General features: G+C 40.9%; 19 protein-coding genes, 1 tRNA gene and 1 pseudogene. 16 read left to right on the plus strand and 5 right to left on the minus strand.

Annotation, left to right across the window (positions count from 1 at the left end; genetic code table 11):
- The first annotated feature begins 74 nt into the window (after positions 1–74).
- Together RE476_RS00695 and RE476_RS00700 are read left to right on the plus strand one after the other, a co-directional pair.
- Positions 75–773, plus strand: a complete 699-nt coding sequence (locus RE476_RS00695) for an RAD55 family ATPase (RefSeq protein ID WP_309308238.1) — start codon at positions 75–77, stop codon at positions 771–773.
- Positions 774–844: 71 nt separating this feature from the next.
- A complete protein-coding gene (locus RE476_RS00700) occupies positions 845–1,264 on the plus strand; it encodes a hypothetical protein (protein WP_309308240.1) in 420 nt (139 codons plus the stop codon).
- On the opposite strand, the gene ftsA is transcribed toward RE476_RS00700, so the two are convergent.
- Both ftsA and RE476_RS12880 read right to left on the minus strand, forming a co-directional pair.
- The gene (ftsA, locus tag RE476_RS00705) at positions 1,265–2,620 is read right to left on the minus strand and encodes a coenzyme F390 synthetase (protein ID WP_309308242.1); all 1,356 of its coding nucleotides are present in this window, start codon (positions 2,618–2,620) and stop codon (positions 1,265–1,267) included.
- Positions 2,621–4,249: 1,629 nt separating this feature from the next.
- A pseudogene (locus tag RE476_RS12880) lies at positions 4,250–4,756 on the minus strand (thioredoxin domain-containing protein); the annotation flags it as partial.
- A gap of 248 nt (positions 4,757–5,004) precedes the next feature.
- Here RE476_RS12880 and RE476_RS00715 point away from each other — a divergent pair.
- Entirely contained in the window at positions 5,005–5,679 is a 675-nt protein-coding gene (locus tag RE476_RS00715) for a PKD domain-containing protein (RefSeq protein WP_309308246.1), read from the plus strand.
- 35 nt (positions 5,680–5,714) lie between these two features.
- On the opposite strand, the gene RE476_RS00720 is transcribed toward RE476_RS00715, so the two are convergent.
- A complete protein-coding gene (locus RE476_RS00720) occupies positions 5,715–6,200 on the minus strand; it encodes a hypothetical protein (protein WP_309308247.1) in 486 nt (161 codons plus the stop codon).
- 140 nt (positions 6,201–6,340) lie between these two features.
- Between RE476_RS00720 and queC the strand changes: the two genes are divergently transcribed.
- From queC to RE476_RS00750, 6 genes are all read left to right on the plus strand, one after another.
- The gene (queC, locus tag RE476_RS00725) at positions 6,341–7,036 is read left to right on the plus strand and encodes a 7-cyano-7-deazaguanine synthase QueC (RefSeq protein WP_309309536.1); all 696 of its coding nucleotides are present in this window, start codon (positions 6,341–6,343) and stop codon (positions 7,034–7,036) included.
- Positions 7,037–7,066: 30 nt separating this feature from the next.
- Entirely contained in the window at positions 7,067–7,624 is a 558-nt protein-coding gene (locus tag RE476_RS00730; protein ID WP_309308249.1) for a DUF366 family protein, read from the plus strand.
- The gene (locus tag RE476_RS00735; protein ID WP_309308251.1) at positions 7,621–8,340 is read left to right on the plus strand and encodes a 7-carboxy-7-deazaguanine synthase QueE; all 720 of its coding nucleotides are present in this window, start codon (positions 7,621–7,623) and stop codon (positions 8,338–8,340) included. Before RE476_RS00730 ends, RE476_RS00735 begins: the two co-directional genes overlap by 4 nt.
- On the plus strand, positions 8,337–8,684 hold the full coding sequence (gene queD / locus RE476_RS00740; RefSeq protein ID WP_309309537.1) for a 6-carboxytetrahydropterin synthase QueD: 348 nt from the start codon (positions 8,337–8,339) through the stop codon (positions 8,682–8,684). Before RE476_RS00735 ends, queD begins: the two co-directional genes overlap by 4 nt.
- A gap of 82 nt (positions 8,685–8,766) precedes the next feature.
- A complete protein-coding gene (gene nifB / locus RE476_RS00745; protein ID WP_309308252.1) occupies positions 8,767–9,705 on the plus strand; it encodes a nitrogenase cofactor biosynthesis protein NifB in 939 nt (312 codons plus the stop codon).
- Positions 9,706–9,772: 67 nt separating this feature from the next.
- Positions 9,773–10,744: a methanogenesis marker 2 protein gene (locus RE476_RS00750; protein ID WP_309308253.1), complete on the plus strand. Its 972-nt coding sequence runs from the start codon at positions 9,773–9,775 to the stop codon at positions 10,742–10,744.
- Positions 10,745–10,785: 41 nt separating this feature from the next.
- Here RE476_RS00750 and RE476_RS00755 read toward each other — a convergent pair whose 3' ends face one another.
- Entirely contained in the window at positions 10,786–11,085 is a 300-nt protein-coding gene (locus RE476_RS00755; protein ID WP_309308254.1) for a hypothetical protein, read from the minus strand.
- 150 nt (positions 11,086–11,235) lie between these two features.
- Between RE476_RS00755 and RE476_RS00760 the strand changes: the two genes are divergently transcribed.
- The 5 genes from RE476_RS00760 (at position 11,236) to RE476_RS00780 (ending at position 14,009) form a co-directional block, all read left to right on the plus strand.
- On the plus strand, positions 11,236–11,934 hold the full coding sequence (locus RE476_RS00760; protein WP_309308255.1) for a radical SAM protein: 699 nt from the start codon (positions 11,236–11,238) through the stop codon (positions 11,932–11,934).
- A gap of 152 nt (positions 11,935–12,086) precedes the next feature.
- Positions 12,087–12,398: a DUF5611 family protein gene (locus RE476_RS00765; RefSeq protein ID WP_309308257.1), complete on the plus strand. Its 312-nt coding sequence runs from the start codon at positions 12,087–12,089 to the stop codon at positions 12,396–12,398.
- 38 nt (positions 12,399–12,436) lie between these two features.
- Positions 12,437–12,943 carry a chorismate--pyruvate lyase family protein gene (locus RE476_RS00770; RefSeq protein ID WP_309308259.1) on the plus strand — a complete coding sequence of 169 codons (507 nt, stop codon included), beginning with the start codon at positions 12,437–12,439 and terminating at the stop codon, positions 12,941–12,943.
- 75 nt (positions 12,944–13,018) lie between these two features.
- Positions 13,019–13,090 (plus strand) — tRNA-Thr (locus tag RE476_RS00775).
- Between the two features lie 514 nt (positions 13,091–13,604).
- Entirely contained in the window at positions 13,605–14,009 is a 405-nt protein-coding gene (locus RE476_RS00780) for a cupin domain-containing protein (RefSeq protein ID WP_309308261.1), read from the plus strand.
- A 245-nt stretch (positions 14,010–14,254) separates the two neighbouring features.
- Here the strand turns inward: RE476_RS00780 and RE476_RS00785 are convergent, their stop codons facing one another.
- A complete protein-coding gene (locus RE476_RS00785) occupies positions 14,255–14,458 on the minus strand; it encodes a hypothetical protein (protein WP_309308263.1) in 204 nt (67 codons plus the stop codon).
- Between the two features lie 199 nt (positions 14,459–14,657).
- On the opposite strand from RE476_RS00785, the gene RE476_RS00790 reads away from it, so the two are divergent.
- Complete coding sequence (locus RE476_RS00790) at positions 14,658–16,964, plus strand: PAS domain S-box protein (RefSeq protein WP_309308265.1); 2,307 nt, start codon at positions 14,658–14,660, stop codon at positions 16,962–16,964.
- A gap of 365 nt (positions 16,965–17,329) precedes the next feature.
- On the plus strand, positions 17,330–19,576 hold the full coding sequence (locus RE476_RS00795; protein ID WP_309308267.1) for a PAS domain S-box protein: 2,247 nt from the start codon (positions 17,330–17,332) through the stop codon (positions 19,574–19,576).
- Positions 19,577–19,591 lie beyond the last annotated feature (15 nt).

Genomic DNA, 19,591 nt, shown 5'->3' on the forward strand with positions numbered 1-19,591 from the left:
CATTAAACATTTATATTATTTTGACTCTATTATTCTTACTTCTTTTTTGCATACGTCAAGAAAAGAGGGGTATTATGCGATTTGTGGATACTATAGATGGTTTGAATGAGGTTTTTGAGACTGATATACCCAAAAACAGTGTTGTGCTGGTAACCGGTGCAGCAGGTACTTTGAAGTCCGGTTTTACTTTTCAGGTTCTTTCCAATTATCTGGAACAACAGGATGACTATGGATTATACGTAACATTTGAGCAAAGCAAAGAGAACCATCTTCAGAATATGGGTAGTATGGGTATCACCCTATCTAAAAAATTGCATATTTCTGATTTTAGTGACTACAGGGTTCAATATGATGATTTTTCAGAGGATCTTTTGAGTATCCTGGAAGAGAATATAATTCAGTTCAAAAAAGAAGTCGGTGAAAAATGCACCTGTGTTGCTATTGATTCCCTTGGTGCCCTGTATTCTCTTCTGGATGTAGAACCTCAGCACTTAAGGAAAAAGATGTACAAAATGCTTGAAACCCTCAGACGCGAGGAACTCACAACATTTCTAATCCTTGAAGAAGAGAAGCTATCCGGTATTTCTGATCCTTCGACTGGTATGGAAGGTTACCTTGCCGATGGAATAATTGAGTTAGGCCTGCATCTTAAAGGCAATGTTGCAAACAGGTACATGAGAGTACGTAAAATGCGTTCGGCTTCCCATAGTATGGAGCCCTGGATTCTCACTGTATCGGAAAATGGTCTTAAGGTATACAAAGGTAATTTCTAAAACAGGGGTAAGAATATTTTTATATATTCCCGACAAAGCATATCTTTGTTACTAACCGGGGTGTACGGGATATGTTTTCAGAATTCAACAATGCTTTTATGAATTTATTATTACAATTTTTATCTGTTCTTATACTGGGAATTGCCCTTTCGCAGGTATCAAAAGATCCCTCTGGAAAACACTGTAATCTTGTGAGTGTTGCTGTATTGTTGCAATTATTATCCATCATTGCATTCATGTTCCCATCGATGTCAACACTTACCAATATAGGGGTAGGTTCTTCCCTGAGTACCCAGATGTACCTTCATCATCTCGCAGGTTTATTCGTGATCCTTTTCGCGATATACATAAAGCTTGCAGTTGATGGCAGGATAAAGCCAATTGTAAATCCCTTCAACCTAATGAAAATCACCCTTGCATTGTGGGTGCTTGTTTTCATAGGAGGTCTCAGTCTCTATCTGAAGCTCTGGGAAGGTATCTCACTTCTGTGATCACCTTCTGTCAACTATTCGTTTGGGTCTTCCTTTAACACGGTAAAATTCAAGTTCACCGGGCTTTGTATAGTTAAAAAGGATGTTCAAGCTTCCATCAATGTACGAATTTTCCAGATTTTGCTTATAAGCAAAGAATGATCTCAGGAAATTTTCCTTAATCAATTCTTCATCGCACTTATGAAGGTCATTACACTCCATACTGACCCTCAGGGTTGTTTCTCCTTCATCCTCTCCGCCATAAAGGAAAGCCTCATATTCACCAGTCAGGTATTCCATGTTCTCTCTCTGGAACACGCCTTTTTCAACCTCCACACGATTGAACGGAGTTCCGGAAACCCAGAAAGTTTCAGCTTCTCTTTCCGGATTCATTATCTTCATATGAGTTCGTCCGCAGGAACATTTATCCCGGCTAAGGACTACGGTTGTGTCTTCTGTATCGTAATTCAGAAGTACGTTTCCACCCTTTGCACCGACAGGTAGCAAAGTTGTGAGTACAAGTCTGCCACATTCTCCATCCTTCACAAATTTATCCATGTGGGGGTCATACACATCCAGATGCACCAGGTCTTCAGGAACATGCAAGCCACTTATGTCTGTACATTCTCCGCACATGGTTCCTTCGGTACTTCCGTATGTATTGTATACCTCACAATCCCATATTTCCGAAACGTAGTTCCTTGATTCCTCTGCAAAGCTCTCTCCGCCTATCACAAGATGTTCAATACTGGACTTTGCAGGATCCATTCCCTGTTCCTTCATCCTCTTTGCAAGGTGAATGAGCTTGAAGATACTTCCGACAATGGAAGTTGGCTTGTATGCTTCCATGATTCTAACGGGAAACGTACACTTCCCCTCAGGAATCATTGTCATACCAATGTTCCTAGCTGCGAGTGTCATTGTGTTCGCACCTACATTCATACCATAGGATGCGCAGACAATGACGCGGTCATCAGGTCCGAATCCCTGGGAAAGGAAGCTTCTTGCATATTTTTCTGCATATCTTTCCCAGTCATCCCATGTAAGGAAAAATGATTTAGGTGTCCCACTGGTTCCACTTGTTTCATGCACTGTAAAAACATCTTTCCATTCCACAGTTTTAAACCCAAAATCCTCTTTAACAGGTGGTTGGTTTTCTCGAATGGTCTTCCCGGATATTATTGGAAGTTCCAGAAGGTCCTCATGGGTTCTGATATCAGAAGGATTAACACTATTTTCCCTGAACCATTTTCTGTAGAACAATGAGTTCTCTGCTGCATAGTTCACCGTGTACCTGATCCTCTCGTCAATCAGGGCGTCAAGGTCACTTCTGCCCATAGTTTCAATATCTGGATTATAGAATTTTCCATTTGTCATACTCATCACCAGTTATGTATAAATTTAGGAAAGTGTTTCGATCTGTTCCTTTATCTTATCCATGTCATTGGAAGGAAGTTTGCAGTTGTGGTTCTGGCATATGTGCACTGTCGTCTTACCATCTATCATTTCCATCTCTTTGGTATAAACTGCAAAATCTGATAGCCTATCATCTTCTTTCTCTGTTTTGAGAAGCAAAATCTTTCCGGGAATGAACCTCTCATTTATGAATGAGGTGATATCTCCTGTGTCTGTATCTTCCTGATTACCGACAATGACGATTTCCAATGAATCTCTCATATCAAAGTCCAGGGCAGACATGAATTGGGTATATCCAATTGGAGTCGCATTTACTTTTTGTGAGAATGCCTGTATTGTTCTATGGGCAATACTCTCAAGTTTTGTATCTGCTGTTATCTTTGCAAGTTTCAGGAGATTCAATACACATACAGAGTTTCCTGAAGGGATAGCTCCGTCATATACTTCCTTACTTCTGAATATTAGCTCTTCTGCTTCATCGGATGTATGGAAGAACCCTCCATTCTCATTGTCGTTGAAGTGAGTTATCAGATAGTTGTTGAGTTTCAGTGCATGTTCCAGATACTTACTATCAAAGTTTGTCTGGTAGAGTTCTATAAGTCCCCATATGAAAAAAGCATAATCTTCAAGGAAAGCATCTATGGCTGCTTCTCCATCGCGATATCGATGCTTCATTTTTCCATCAACATCTGTCATTTCCTTCATGAAAAAATCTGCTGCATTTTCAGCGATTGTTGCATATTCTGTTTCACCGAAAGCCTGTGCAGCTTTGCAGAGTGCGACTATCGTAAGTCCGTTCCAGTCGGTTAGCATCTTATCATCTTTAGAAGGATGAATACGCCTTTCGCGTTCAATGAACAATTTTTGTCTTGAACGTTCCACAGAAGCCGCGATATCTTCCATACGGTCTGCATTTTTAGAAGTAAATATCCGCATGGTTTCTGTCATATGGGGTATATTTTTCCCAGTGAACTGTTTTGTGTGTTCTTCAGTGAAATTACCTTCATCTTGAATGTTGAAAATGTTTTTGAAAAGAGTTGCATCATCCTTTCCAAGTATTTCTTCGATATCTTCTGTTGCCCAGAGGTAGAACTTGCCTTCTTCTCCCTCACTATCTGCATCTTCAGCTGAGTAGAATCCTCCTTCCGGTGAAATCATATCTCTTTTAAGATAGGTCAATATCTCTTTTGCAGTGGTCTTGTATTCCGTATCTGCTATTGCCTGGTATGCTTCAGCCAGTGCAATTATCATCAATGCCTGGTTGTACAACATCTTTTCAAAATGTGGAACAAGCCATTGACTGTCGGTTGAGTATCGATGGAACCCAAAACCGATCTGATCGAAGATCCCTCCCATACGCATTGCACTTAAGGTTCTTTCTACCATTTCCAGTGCATTTGCATTACCGGTTCTTTTCCAGTATCTCAGAAGGAATGTAAGGTGGTGGGGTGTTGGGAATTTCGGTGCTCTTCCAAATCCTGCATGGACGGTATCAAAGGTATCTGATAGCTGAACGAATGCTCTTTTCAGGAGCTCTTCATTGATATTTATTCCCTGTTCATTTTTCCCGGTAGATGAAACTGCAGATGTTATGGCATCTGCGCTATTGAGAAGCTCTTCTTTTTTGTTTATCCACAGGTCCCTTATGGCAGGTATGATCTCAAGCATTCCCGGGATTCCGTATCTGCTTTCTCTGGGAATGTAGGTGGCGGCGTAGAATGGTTTTTTGTCAGGGGTCATGAGAATGGTCAGTGGCCAGCCCCCGCTGCCGGTAAGTGCCTGACAGACTGACATATATATGTTATCAATATCCGGTCGTTCTTCACGGTCCACCTTTATAGAAACAAATGACTCATTCAAAAGTTGTGCAACACTGTTATTTTCAAATGATTCTTTTTCCATCACATGACACCAGTGGCATGTGGAGTAGCCTATTGACAGGAATATAGGTTTATTCTCTTCTCTTGCTTTTTTGAAAGCTTCCTCTCCCCAAGGGTACCAGTCTACAGGATTATATGCATGTTGCAGCAGATAAGGACTTTTTTCCTGAATTAGGTTGTTACTTTTTCCTGAAATATTCTCTTTTACTCCGGTCAATCTGTCACTCCCATTTTCTAATTTCTTTGGTAGGTATAGATAGTCTTGACTCTTGAAATAGCCTACTGTGCAATAGTTTCTAAATTATTTAGTCTCAGGCATCTTCCTAAATCAATTATCTCATTATGAGTATCATTTTTGAAAGTATCAATATCATTATATAGTGCTCTCCCTCTTATCTTTACTTAAGTAATATTGTTCAGTAACAATGCTTCGAATAAGGATTAAACACAAATGGTGGTACATTTATGAATAAACGATTGATCTTACCAGTTATTATTATGCTTGCATTAGTTCTGCTACTGGCAGGTCTGATGAATTTCCAGGCAGGATCGGCAGAAGAATTGCCGGATTCTGATAATTCAGGTCCGACAATGGAAGAACCAGTAATAGTCGCTCAGAAAGCAGCTTCTACTCCCACAACAATGGCAGCAGCAACCTCTAATAACTCAAGTGGTACGGCTCCTGCTCCAGCACCTACTATGATGGGTTCAATGGGTGCTGCATCAGTTCCAAAAGTAACAACTGCTACAGTTCCAAAGGAATCAAGTGTTGCAGTTCCTTTAGTCGTCACTGCTAATTTCACATATAATACTGAGTGTCTGACCGTTAGCTTTACTGACATGTCACTAAATACTTCAGAAGATACATCATGGGCCTGGGACTTTGGAGATGGTAATTCTTCAAGTGAGCAGAACCCTGTTAATATATATGCAAAAACAGGTTCTTATGAGGTAAACCTGCTCGTTGATAATGGGGATGGAAACAGTGATTCCAAAATGAAGATTGTATCTGTTGATGAATGCACTGGTTATGAAAGACCAACTATCCCTGTTACACAGGAAGTTCCGGAATTCCCAACAATTGCAATCCCAATGGTGGCAATTATTGGAATGGCATTCTTCTTCGGCAGAAAGCAATAAAATTGAAAAATACGAAAACCGCTGAATAGCGGTTTTTATAACATTATTTTTGCAAAACCTCCGACTCTGTCCTTGCAGATGTTTGCGTGTTTTTCTTCATCTTTTATTAGTTGTCCCATATCCTGAAGGAATTTTATCTGGTCATCTTCATCTGGGAATAACTCTTTGATAACGTCCTGATTGGTGTTTTTAACATCAGTATATGCATTCTTTGCAAGTATTTCGTATTTCATTATTTTTTCGAACATCTCGTTACTTGACATTCCTTCAAAATCAAAGATGTGTTTTGGAAGTCCTGATGGGGCTGTTTCAGGAACAGTTATGCCTCCTTTTGTCAACCATTTTTTGAGAATGTCTCCGTGTCTGTCAGAGTCATGAGATAGCATTTCAAGTGCAGCTATATTATCATCCATCATCTCTATTCGTGCTTCCCATGTGCCGAGTTGCTCCATTTCAGCCTCTATCCAGTACATTCTCTGGAGTAATTTCTCAAGGGTTATTTTATCTTTGATCGCTGGCAAAAAGATTCCTCTTATATTATATTTATTTTTTTTATATTTATGTATATTGAGGCATTTGACGATGGGTATTTATATTCATATGTTCTTAAAGTACTCCTTCAATATTACTACAGTATTATTCGGCTCATGGAGGATTATCTATCAGTTCAATTGCTTTGTTAAGTAGCGGTCTTGATTCAGTTACTGCCATTGCGGCAGTTCAGGAACATATCGGAGTTAAGATGGCCCTTATATTCAATTACGGTCAACGCTCTGTGGAGCGTGAGATCGAGAATTCAGTGAAGGTTTGCGAACACTTTGGAATCGAATATCGTATTCTTGACATCAGGTGGATGTGTGAGATAACCAATACATCTCTTGTTAATACTGATGTAGAAGTTCCATCACTGACCATGGAAGAAATATCTGATGATGCAGACCCTTCAATAACCATTCAGTCTGCTAAATCTGTCTGGGTTCCAAACCGAAATGGCATCCTCATAAACATAGCAGCAGCTTTTGCTGAAAGCATGGATTGTGAGTATGTAATTGTGGGTTTCAACAAGGAAGAAGCTGTAACGTTCCCGGATAATTCTGCTGAATTTATCATTGCTATTGATGATTCGCTTTCATATTCAACAGCAAATGGTGTTAAAGTACTTGCACCACTCATCGGTCTGGATAAAAAAGAGATCGTTGCTAAGGCAATGGAGCTGAAAGCCCCATTAGAATATAGCTGGAGCTGCTATCATGGTGCAGATGTACCATGTGGTGAATGTGAAAGCTGTACTCGCAGAAGAAGGGCTTTTGAGACCGCAGGTGTTAAAGACCCACTGCTTGCAAGGTTAGGGGTCTGATCTGGATTTGTTAATTTTTGGTGCGATAAAATGAAATGCATAATTCTTGATAAAACCACAGATTATGACGGAAGTCAGATATCATCGCTCTGGGCCTACAACCTTGCAGACGTCCAGACAGACTCCATCATTGCTTTCAGGGGCGGCTGTGACGTTAAGATAGAACACATGATCGATCTTGAGGATAAGAAACAGGGTGATATGATATTTTCCACAGACATGGTCCACTTTATCATAGAACACTTTGACTCAACTGACCTCAAACTGGTGTATGCAAGACAGAGGTTGTTCACTGCAATAGTTGCAGAAGTACTTTCAGAGTTCCGCAATGATATCATCAGAAAAGGTGATGATCTTTTTGTGGATAACAAGAAACTGACAGTATCCATTGCCAGTACATCTGCCGTGTCACAGAAGATCCATTTCGGAATAAATGTCGTGCACGATTATTATGGTAGTCTTGAGGATGTCGGGGTAAGCAGTGATAATGTGGCAGTACTAATGGAAAAGATTGCAAATTGTTACTATAATGAATTCATCGACATTGAGATGGACCTTAGAAAATCCAGACCACTGGATGTGATATGATGTTCGCACCCATTAGTGAGATATTCTGCTCTGTACAGGGTGAAGGTCCTTATGTAGGTTACAGGCAGGCATTCGTTCGTTTTACCGGATGCAATCTGAATTGTAATTATTGCGATACCCCTGTGGAAGCAACAAAGGTTTGCAGGGTTGAGAAAAAAGCAGGATCCAATGTTTTCCAGAATATTGAAAATCCTCTTTCTTCGGATGAGGTAAGCGAGATTGTAAAATCATTCTCAGGATTACACTCCGTCTCACTAACCGGTGGCGAACCGTTACTTCATGCAGAATTTATATCTTCGCTGGATACGGGAATCCCTCTGTATCTGGAATCCAACATGACATTGCCTCATATGGCAAAAAAAGTAAAAGATAATCTGTCATATGTTTCCGGTGATGTAAAACTTCTGCCTCATTCATTGCTTGAGGACCCGGAGCTTCATCTTGACAGTACTATCGAGTGCTTCAGGGTTCTGAAAACTACGCAGAACAGGGATTGTTTCTGTAAGATAGTTGTTACAAAGGATACTCCTGTTGACGACATTGAAGGTATCGTGGGTGCTATATCTGGCTATATATCCAGTCTTATATTGCAACCGGTGACACAAAAAGACATGCAGCCGGAACCTGGCTACTTGTTAAGTCTGCAGGAGTCCTTCCTTAATGATATTGATACGAGAATAATACCACAGACCCACAAAATGTGGGGGTGCTTATAGTGAAAATGAAACTTGGAATAATTGATTATATTGACAGTGCCCATTATCTTCCCGGGCATGAGACATGCGGAATAGTTCACGGACACACTTACAAGACCGAAGTCGTGATCGAAGGTGAGAAAAAGGACACCGGAATGGTCATGGACTTTTATGAAATTAAAAAGGTCATAAAGGAAGTTCTTAAACAATATGACCATGTGTTGTTGAACAACATACTGGAATTTCCTAGCGTGGAGAACCTGTGTGAACATGTCCACACAAACCTTTCATCCAGACTTGACTTTCCGCTTTCCGTAAAAATGTGGGAAGGCGAAGGCAAGTGGTGTGAAGTAAGTACATGTTAAACTGGAAGATTATACAAAACTATATCTATGAGTTTACCTTAAATTGAGCCGTGTTTATTGGAGCTGCATAGGAGCTATATTTATGGAAAATGAAGAAAAAGACATTTGTGAAATAGAAATTTCCAAGGATGAAGATGTCAAGAGAGTGATTGCACAGCATCCTTGTTATTCCAAAGAAGCCCAGCACAAGTTCGGAAGAATCCACCTTGCAGTAGCTCCGAAATGCAATATTCAGTGTAATTATTGTGATCGTAAGTTTGACTGCGTTAATGAGAGCAGACCCGGTGTGACCAGTGAAGTACTGTCTCCACAGGAAGCCCTTGAAAAGACCAGACAGGTACTGAAGGAATATCCTTTCATCAAGGTAGTCGGTATTGCAGGTCCTGGTGACCCTCTTGCAAATGATTCGACCTTTGAGGCACTGGAACTTATAAAGAAAGAGTTCCCGGATGTGACACTCTGCCTGAGTACCAATGGTCTCGCATTACCTGAGAAATTGTCCGATCTGATCAGGGTAGGGGTTACTACATTAACGGTAACAATGAATGCTATCGATCCGGAAATAGAGGCTCAGTTGATAGGTCATATTTCCTACAAGGGAAAGATCTACAGGGGCATCGAGGCTGCTGAGATCATGGTGAAGAACCAGCTGGAAGGTATCAAGCTTGCAGTCGAGGCTGGTCTTGTTGTAAAGGTCAATACTGTGCTTGTTCCAGGTATCAACGATAAGCATATTATTGAAGTTGCAAAGAAGATCAATGAACTTGGTGTCTTTATCATGAATGTGATGCCACTTATCTGTCAGGCAAAGTTTGCAGACAGAGAGCCACCATCGCCTGCAGAGTGTAAGGCTATTCAGGACAAGTGTGCTCCCTATGTCCAGCAGATGAGACACTGTCGCCAGTGCAGATCAGATGCATATGGACTTATTGGACAGGATATGTCACAGATGAGCGAGGATCGCAGGAAAATCATTAAACTCGATATGGACAAGAAGATGCATTCAGATGAGAAGGCTTAAGCCTTTTCACTGACGTTTTATAGTTGTTCTACTTATTAATTCTATTATCATTGTGCAGGTGTTTTTTTTGTATATTGAAGAGCTTGCGGCAAATTTAAGGAACTTTGAAGGGGTTACCCGGAAAAAGCCAATTGCAGATATTGTTAGTATATTCGAAACAGTTCGCTCGGAATACGGAGAGGTCATTGATGATTTCGGAGACGATGCTGCAGTTATTGATATTGGTACTGATGACGTGATACTTTTCGCAGCTGACGCAATCTGGGGAAAGATAGTCAATAAGAGTCCCTGGTGGACAGGTTACACCTCCGTTGTTGTCAATGTGAATGACATATCAGCGATGGGTGGCCGTCCTCTTGCAATGGTCAATGTCATGGCTTCCAGCGACCTGGAATCCACTGAAGAGATCATGAGAGGTATCCGGGATGGAATCAAGAAATTCGGTGTGCCCATGGTAGGCGGGCACATGCATCCTGACACTCCTTATAATTCACTTGCGGTATCGATCATAGGTATTGCTAAGAAAGACTGTGTTATTCGCAGTGACAGTGCAAAGCCAGGAGATGTCGTGATAGTTGCCTATGATATGGACGGCAGGGTCGGACAGAATTCTCCATATAGCTGGGACACAACTTCATTCAAGGAAGCTGATGTTGTTCGTGAGCGTTTCATGGTAATGCAGGAGATCGGGGAAAAGAAACTGGTAACTGCAGGCAAGGATATCAGTAACCCCGGTACAATTGGCACTCTTGGTATGCTCTGTGAAGTGAGCAGGATGGGCGCTTCTGTGGACCTTAGAAAGATACCACGACCTGATGATGTTGACTTTGAGCAGTGGTTGAAGATATATCCTGCAACTGGTTATGTTGTCACTGCAAAAGAAGAGAATGCTTCTCAGTGTGTAGAGGTATTTGAGAATGCAGGGCTTAAGGCTGCTATTATAGGTGAGATCAATGCCAGCCAGATCATTGATATCTATGATGACAGTGGTAAAGCCATTGTATTTGATCTCAGAAATGATACAATAACCGGAATTTGAAAGGACTGGCCATAGAGCCTGTCCATTTACATTTATATTTTTTAATCGCTTTCTATCCAGGCCTGCAGTTCTTCATACAGATATCTTTCAGCAGCCTGTACTTCTTCCAGAGCGCCTCTGAGGACGATTACTTCTCTTTCATCTGTTTCCACAATATGGACACCCATCTTCCTTCCAAATGCTTCGAGATCAAACTCTTCCACAAGGTCGTATATGATGTATGAAGGAGTTCCGGGTGGTATTATAAGATCGTAGAGATTTTCAAGGTCCTGTACAGCAGGATCTGCTTCTTTTTTACTTTTTGCTCTTTCAAGATCCTCAAATTGCAGTTTTCTTGCCAATGTGATCACCGTCTATTCTGGTTTGATGGTATAATAGACATAAATAGTAATCGCTGTGTTTAACAGGGTTTAACTATTAATAGTGTTAGTTATAAAAATGTGCATAGTTGAAATGTGGTCAAAACCACATGTGACATCCGGAGGGTATGAATGAGATTAATCGATCTATCAGATGCAAAAGGACAGATAAGAGTTGAGTTTGGTGGATGTAACATGAAATGTCCTTATTGTGTTCATATACACCAGCCTGTGAAGGAGTGGACCGTTGATGAGATCGTGGACTATGCCAGCAAGTCCACAACTGCGAATGTATATCTGGGAGGTGCTGAACCTACGCTCCAGAAAGACCTTTTGCCGTTAATTGAGGAACTACAGAGGATAGGCAAGAGTGTAATACTGAAGTCAAATGGTATGAAACCTGATGTGCTTGAAAGTGTGCTTCCGCTTGTGCATGGTTTTGTACTTGAGATCAAGACGGCAAATAATGATATCAAAGGCATCATGGAGCTTACGGGAATGTCAGAGCAGCGCAGCATAAAGTATGTGACGCTTCTTAAAGAGTCTCTGTCCATTGCTAAGAAAAAGTGGCTTAGGGTATGGATAAGGGTCATACCTGAATATGTGAATGAAGATACACTTCCACGTATAATGCCTGATCTGGAAGGTGCTTCAGAGGTAATGTTGTACCAGTTCATGAGCAATCCTGAGTTTGACAATCCTTTCATGGGTCATGATACACCTACACCTTCATGGACAGAGATGAAAAAGCTTGGGGAGATCGTGGCAAAAGTGGTTCCAACAGTGAGGATTGTTGGAGAAAGAGGCCAGATATTGTTGCAGGAATCATAATGTTATTGATATTGCATTGTGTTTGAATATATTTGTGATACTTTTGTATTCAAATACACCTGCATGATAACCAATAGGATTAAAAACAGTGTGATGCATGATACATAGCAGAATTTTATTCAATTCAAGCCTTACTATAGGGGATAATATTAATGCAGGAATATAAATTAAAGCGCGGTTTTGCACCTGATATGGATAGAATCTATGAATGCCTGACAGAGACTTTTCCAGGCGAGGTCAAGAAGGAAGATGGTAAATTCGTTACTTCTTACGGTGTTCTTTCCAGCCTGAGTGTTTGGATAGAAAACAAGAAACTGGCTGTTGATACAGTATCTGATACTTCTTTGACGGATGATGAACTTATACTTGATTCTAACAAGCGTTTCAGGGATTTCCTTTTACAGGCTACAGGGTATACTGCAAAGGAACGCCTGAAGCAGGCAAAGAAGGAAGTTTCCAAGTAATTTCCTTTATTTTTTTACCAATGCCAGAGATTGTTAGCATGGGATTTCTCGAAAATCTGAAGAGCTTTGATATTCCTACATGCCTGAGGGTGTGCGCAGGAACTGACGGTTCGGTCACTTTCCTGCTTGAGATCATGACCAAGCATCCTACAGCCGTTGTTACGGAATACCAGCATATCATTCCGGCGGATGAGCATATGGCAGATATCTTCGATGTGGATGTGGGCGCGGATATTAATGAGCGCGTGGTCACTCTCACAGCAGGGGATGTCCCTTATGTGCATGCAAGATCCCTGTCAGCCATTGAGAAGATGCCTGAAGGTGTCCGCTGTGACATGATGAAAGCCGACATCCCAATTGGCAGGATACTGCGCGACCACGATATTGAGACTCGCAGGGACTTTGAAAACATTGAGATACTTGAGGAGACCCCACTCTTCGGAGCTAAAAAAGTTCTTTCACGTTCTTACCGCATAGTCCACCACAACGGTGTCCTCATGTGGATAAACGAGAAATTCCCGGTTGATGACCGCTGGTGCTTATAAACCAACGTCTCTCCAACCGAAAACTTATTAATTGAGTCTGTGTATTAAGGGAAAGCACCCCAATACTTCTTGTGTGCCTCGGTGGCTTAGGGGTATAGCGCGTCCTTGGTAAGGACGAGGTCGTGGGTTCAAATCCCACCCGAGGCTTCAAATCTCGGGGTCAAAAGCCCCAATTTCCTTTTACTTTTTGTTACAACTTAGTCATAGATAAGCGTAAAAACAAAACTATCTGAATATAAAATAAGTTTTGATACAAAAAACATCTCAAAGAATAAAAATCAGATAATTGTTCTTATAATCTATTCAATAAAACTCATTGAAGTTAAAAAAGGATTTGAGTAGATATGGTGAAAATATTCACTTTATCTAAAAAGCTTAATATCATATCTCTTTGAGGTTATAGTGAAAATAACTTATCACTATCCTTTGCTTTTTTATATAGAACAAGTATCTACACGATAGCCACACTCAGCGGATTATTCATACTACACATATGACTTCTGTGATTATTTGGTAAAAAAGATAATGATAATTTTACTTGTCTGAATACAAAAAAACCAGGCCATCTATAGCTGAAGATATGTCGTAACATTTATCAGTTTGAGGTTACGAAATTATCTTGTGGGGAAAAAATATCAACTCGCACAATGGGGAACCAAACATGAAGGAAACAAGCTCTTCCAATCTCACCCAGGTGACCTATCACAAAATATATGTGGACTCACAGGGTGATTCTCACTTTGATGTCGTGACAGTCGAACAGAGCCTCGCGCAAGCAGCACCACCAGCTGCCCCGTTCTACGTATCCGAGGATGGACCTGCGTTGAAGTATCGTTTCTATACATTTGATCCCGGCTGGATCGGTGAACTGCATCCGGCTCCAACCCGGCAGTTCCTAGCCCTCATGTCGGGTGTAGTGGAGATGGAGACAACAGATGGAACTGTCAGGCGGTTTAAGCCTGGAGATCTGGTCCTGCTGGAAGATACATCCGGCAAGGGCCATGTGACGAGGAACATCGGGGACGGGTTCTGCACGTACCTTGTGGTTCCGGTTCCATCAGCCTGATATATTTCATAAGATATCGACTCTTCATCACCTCCTTTCTTTGCAATGTAGCAAGCTAGGACGAGCAGATCACCTATATAGGGAGATAATAGTCTTCACACAGTAATATAGGGTATTTAAATCCAGCCAGAGGCTCCAAATCTCGAGGTCAAGAGCCTTTTTTTGCTCTTTGCTTCAAAAAGCAATTTGTTATCTATCAGGAAAGGATATTATTTTTCCAGAAAAATATTTCATCAGGTTTTCTTTCATACTCTTCGATAGCATTTAGGTATAATCCTGGATATTGCGTACTCTCCCTGCGAAGATGGATTAGTCTGATCATCTTTAGCATCATTTGTTTGATTGTCCACTACGCAGATGGATGTACCATCCGGCTCTACACAGCCGGTGGCTGCCAGTAGCAGTAAGGTCATTAACAGAACACTAAGTATGATTTTTGGATAGCCCATGTTTTACTCCCCCTGTCTAATAATAAAAAGATGGATTTGAAGCGTTATTTACGTTTTGATTTTGATGTAGGTGGCTCTTACCAAAGATATTAATTATACGGCAGGCACATAATAACTAGGGATATAATAGTGGTGTTACCAGCCAGCTTTAGGGGTATAGGGTACTGGTTGGATCAGAGGGCTGCAGGAATTGCTTCTCATGTCCGGGATAACTGACATAAATGGGTTCCACAGGAAAATACTGGATAGTATATGGATTGGGGTCTGGGCTGTGGATAAATATGAAAATATAGTCTTTTTCAACAAAGGGATGGAGTATATTTTCGGAACTTCAAAAGAAAAAGTTCTGGGCACCAATGTTCTGCGATATATCAAGGAACAGAGCATGCGTGACCAGAAGCATTTCTGCGAACTATTCTGTCGTGTAAAAAGAACAGTGACACCGGCTCCATATGATTCTCTATCGATGATCACAAGGAAAGGCAATCTGACATATCAGAGTGGTGTTCTTGTACCCCTGCTCGATGACATGGGAAACTACGATGGGATGGTAGGTACTGTTGAGGATATAACTGAAAGAAAGCTCAGTGAAAAACAGACACTGGATTTCCTCAAAACAGAGAAAGAGCTGGAGATGATCTATAAGAGCAGTCCGGTTGTTGCATTCCTGTGGCTTGCTGAAGAGAACAGACCGGTTGAATACGTGTCAGATAATCTGGACCAATTTGGTTACAATCCTGAAGATTTCACTTCCGGAAGAATGAATTATTCTGAGATCATATTTCCGGATGACCTCAAAAAGTTTCAATCCCATATTCGTAAAGATGAGGCAGAAGGCCACAAATACTTCTCTCAGCAGTACCGGATACTTACAAAGGACGGGAAAGTACGCTGGGTCAGTGAAAGATCACTTATCGTGCGTGATGAGACTGATATTCCTGCTCACCATCAGGGTATAATCATCGATATAACTAAACAGAAAATATCTCAGGAAGCCTTGCTTGAAGCTGAAAAGAAGTATCGCCTGATATTTGAGAACTCCCCATTGGGGATATTTGATTTTGACAATGAAGGGGTTGTCAGGCATTGTAACGATAACCTGATAAAGATACTCGGGCTGCCAAAAGAGGAGATAGTCGGATTCAACCTCATGACATCGCTGAGGGATGAACAAATGAAGACTGCTTTTGAGTCCGTTCTTTCAAAGAAGTCCGGACATTACGAAGGCGAGTATAAATCTACAACAGGTGACAAAGTCACACCCATAAGAGCCTGTTACAGCCCGAATATCTCCGAAGATGGCTCGGTGCTTGGAGGTATTGGCATAATTGAAGACATCACCGAACGTAAAATTGCGTATGATGCCCTGAAGGCTTCCGAAGAAAGATATTCCTCACTTGTGGAGAATGGAAATGATGGGATTGTTATTATCCAGGAACATGTGCTCAAATTTGCCAACTCAAAGTTTGAGGACCTTACGGGGTATTCCAAAGAAGAAATGATCGGGAAATCGTTTTTTGAATTCATATCTCCCGAGTACAGGGACATCGTTTTTGAGATGTATGAAATGGGATCAAAAAAAGACCCGACAATTCCTCACAAATACGAGATATGTATTCTCTCCAAAGAAGGAAAAAAGGTTGCCACTGAATTGAATACATCTTACATTATCCATGATGGGAAGCCTGCCGATATGGCAATAATACGGGATATCACTGAGCGCAAAAAAGCTGAGAGAGCCCTGAAAGAATATGCCCACGAGCTGGCCAGGGCGAATGAAGAGTTGAAATCCCTCGACAGGATGAAGGATGAGTTCCTCTCCAACGTAAGTCACGAACTGAACACTCCCATTGTTTCAATAAAAGGATATTCCGATCTTGTCTATGACGAAACACTTGGAGGCATAAATGACAAACAAAAGGATGCCCTTGAGGTTGTTTTACGTAATACCCAGAGGCTTATAAACGTGGTAAATTCACTTTTATATATCAGTATGGTGGAGTCAGGATCAATTGAATACAAGTTTGAGGATGTACTGATTTCGGATATCATTGATAATGTTGCAGATGATATGACGGCACAGATCAAAAAGAAAAGTCTCTCTCTTGAGAAAAACGTGCCTGCTGATCTTCCTCCTGTAAAAGGTGACAGGGATAAACTGGCAATCCTGTTTACCAATCTGATGGATAATGCAATCAAGTTCACCGATGCCGGTGGACAGATTATACTTAATGTGGAAGAAGAAAAACAAGAAGGAAAAGAAGAAGAACAAAATTACATCCACATAAAAATCAGTGATACGGGCATCGGTATCCCGGAAGAACTTATACCAAAGCTTTTCCAGCGTTTCTACCAGATAGACGCATCAACCAAGCGTAAATACGGTGGAACCGGTTTAGGGTTATATATCTCTAAAAGCATTGTCGATGCGCATGAAGGTCAGATATGGATTGAGAGTGAAAAAGATGCTGGCACTACTATTCATGTAAGATTGCCATGCCAATAGGCCGGACCATGATTGAGAATTTCTGAGTCCGCTACTTGAGTCATGCAACTTATTTGACAGGAACATATTGATGGGAAATCGCAAAGTATATGTCGTTGTGGTCTTGGTTGCTTGAAGGTCTGAATGAACAGAGTGATTGAATATCTATTGGGACTAATCTAAAATATGTGTCTAGTATCACTTTAAGCTAGTGCCCCTCAATATTTTTTAGACGCATATCAAATTATCAACAATTTTTCGTTTGCTCAACAAACGCACATTTATATATTAATAATCCACAATAAAACTTTAAAACTCTTTATTTTAAGGGTCCTGAGTGCAAAAGATTTGTAATTTCTGTATAAAGCCAAGACTGGAGTTATTGGATGGATAAAGAAAAACGATTATCTGATGAAAATAGTGATTTGTACAGGTCATTTTTCCAGGAAAATAACGCAGTCATTCTTCTTGTTGATCCAGAGAACTTTGATATTGTCGATGCAAACACAGCAGCATGCATGTATTATGGGTGGCCGCTCGAAAAAATAACCCGCAGGAGAATCCACCACCTAAACGTTTTGTCGACTGAGGATATCGAAGCTGAAACGCAGAGGGCTGAAGAAGAAAATAGGAATTACTTAACCTTAAAGCACCGTCTTGCAAACGGTGAGATACGTGATGTTGAAGTTTATAACGGTCCAATGGTGCTGAATTCACGAAGAATGCTCTACTATATAGTTCATGACGTCACTGAACGCAAATTAGCAGAAGATAAATTAAGACGAAAGGAAATGCAACTTCGCGCTGCACAAAAGATTGGTCAGTTCGGTAGCTGGGAGATGGACTTAAATTCCGGCAATGTGGATGCTTCAGAGGAAGCAAGAAGAATATACGGATTCGAAGACGAAGAGCTTAGCCTTGAAATAATAAAAAACACGCGGCTGGAGGAGTATCTTCCAGCAATGTATGAAGCATTAGCTAATCTTGTAGAATTAAATTTACCTTATGACCTGAAGTTTAAAATAAGAAGGCAAAATGATGGCAATATCCGTGTTATACACTCTGTGGCTGAATACTATGCTGAGAGGAATGTAGTTATAGGGATGATTCAGGACATTACAGAACGTAAACACACAAAAAGTAAACTACGGGAAAGTGAAGCTCATCTGAATGAAGTTCGCAGTATCGCCAACATCGGTAGTTGGGAATTTGATTCAAATGGTTTAGCCAAATGGAGTCCTGAAGTTGCAAGGATTCATGGAGTAGACCCTGATGATCCTACGGGCATTAACTGTTCTTTTAGTTTTTATACACCAGAGTCAAGAGCAAGTCTTGAAAAAGCCATTCGTAACGCTCTTGAAAAAGGTGAATCTTATGATCTGGAAGTGGAATTTGTCACCGAAAAAGGTGAGCATAAATGGGTTCGTACAATCGGTCATCCTAAAATAGAGGATGGTAAAGTAACAACAGTAACCGGTTCATCGCAGGATATTACAGAGCGCAAGCAAGCTGAAATTAAGGCTGTTGAAGAGGTAGGCTGGCGCAGTATACTCATGGAACAGTCCCGGGATGGAATAGTTATCATTGACCAGGATGGTAAAGTTTTCGAGGCGAACCCCCGATATGCGGAGATGCTTGGATATTCTCATGAGGAAATGAAATCATTACACATGTGGGATTGGGATACTCACTACACACGTGAGCAATTACTGGAAATGCTTCGGTTGGCTGACAGTAAAGGGATTCTTCATGAAACCCGCCAGCTTCGTAAGGATGGCTCTCTCATTGATGTGGAGATCAATGCAAATGCAGCTAAATTTGGAGAACGAAAACTGAGTTTTTGCGTGTGCAGGGATATTACCGAACGCAAACAGGCTGAGGAAGAATTGCTAAATGCTAAGCTGGATGCTGAGGATGCCAACCAGTCTAAAAGTGAGTTTCTGGCTACAATGAGTCATGAACTCAGGACTCCCCTTAATTCTATCATAGGTTTTTCAGATGTACTGCACAGTGAAATATTCGGAAGCCTGAACAAAAAACAGGCAGAGTATCTAAGTCATATTTCAAGCAGTGGCAAACATTTACTGAGACTCATTAATGATATCCTTGATCTCTCAAAAGTTGAAGCTGGCAAGATGGAACTTGTCTGTGAAAAGTTCTATGTTTCTGATGCAATCGAGGAGATTAACATTACAATGATCCCTCTTGCAATAAAAAAAGGCATTTACCTTGATGCAAAAATCGCTCCACATCTTGAAAAGATCAATGCAGATAGGTCAAAATTCCAACAGATACTTTCCAACCTGATTAGTAATGCTATCAAATTCACACCTGATAAAGGTCATGTAACGATTGAAGCACAAAAATCCGGTAATTTTGTCCAGATAGCTATAAAAGATACAGGAATCGGAATTGCAGATAAAGACATGGAAAAATTATTCCAGCCATTTAAACAACTGAATTCATACCTCACTCGTGAACACGAAGGAACAGGATTAGGTCTTGCCCTTGTCAAGAAATTTGTCGAGATGCACGGTGGCAGGATACGGGTTGAAAGCAAAGTTGGAGAAGGCAGTATTTTCACCTTCTTGATCCCGGTTGATTTCAAAGAACAAATCCCGAATCCGGCTTGAGACCAAGATGGGCTA

Source organism: Methanolobus mangrovi, from assembly GCF_031312535.1.
Taxonomy (GTDB): domain Archaea; phylum Halobacteriota; class Methanosarcinia; order Methanosarcinales; family Methanosarcinaceae; genus Methanolobus; species Methanolobus mangrovi.

Bases quoted from the DNA above. Each gene is read 5' to 3' on its own strand.
- RE476_RS00695 (WP_309308238.1), top strand. From the start codon at position 75: ATGCGATTTGTGGATACTATAGATGGTTTGAATGAGGTTTTTGAGACT.
- RE476_RS00700 (WP_309308240.1), top strand. From the start codon at position 845: ATGTTTTCAGAATTCAACAATGCTTTTATGAATTTATTATTACAATTT.
- ftsA (WP_309308242.1), bottom strand. From the start codon at position 2,620: ATGACAAATGGAAAATTCTATAATCCAGATATTGAAACTATGGGCAGA.
- RE476_RS00715 (WP_309308246.1), top strand. From the start codon at position 5,005: ATGAATAAACGATTGATCTTACCAGTTATTATTATGCTTGCATTAGTT.
- RE476_RS00730 (WP_309308249.1), top strand. From the start codon at position 7,067: ATGAAATGCATAATTCTTGATAAAACCACAGATTATGACGGAAGTCAG.
- RE476_RS00735 (WP_309308251.1), top strand. From the start codon at position 7,621: ATGATGTTCGCACCCATTAGTGAGATATTCTGCTCTGTACAGGGTGAA.
- nifB (WP_309308252.1), top strand. From the start codon at position 8,767: ATGGAAAATGAAGAAAAAGACATTTGTGAAATAGAAATTTCCAAGGAT.
- RE476_RS00760 (WP_309308255.1), top strand. From the start codon at position 11,236: ATGAGATTAATCGATCTATCAGATGCAAAAGGACAGATAAGAGTTGAG.
- RE476_RS00765 (WP_309308257.1), top strand. From the start codon at position 12,087: ATGCAGGAATATAAATTAAAGCGCGGTTTTGCACCTGATATGGATAGA.
- RE476_RS00770 (WP_309308259.1), top strand. From the start codon at position 12,437: ATGGGATTTCTCGAAAATCTGAAGAGCTTTGATATTCCTACATGCCTG.
- RE476_RS00780 (WP_309308261.1), top strand. From the start codon at position 13,605: ATGAAGGAAACAAGCTCTTCCAATCTCACCCAGGTGACCTATCACAAA.
- RE476_RS00785 (WP_309308263.1), bottom strand. From the start codon at position 14,458: ATGGGCTATCCAAAAATCATACTTAGTGTTCTGTTAATGACCTTACTG.
- RE476_RS00790 (WP_309308265.1), top strand. From the start codon at position 14,658: ATGTCCGGGATAACTGACATAAATGGGTTCCACAGGAAAATACTGGAT.
- RE476_RS00795 (WP_309308267.1), top strand. From the start codon at position 17,330: ATGGATAAAGAAAAACGATTATCTGATGAAAATAGTGATTTGTACAGG.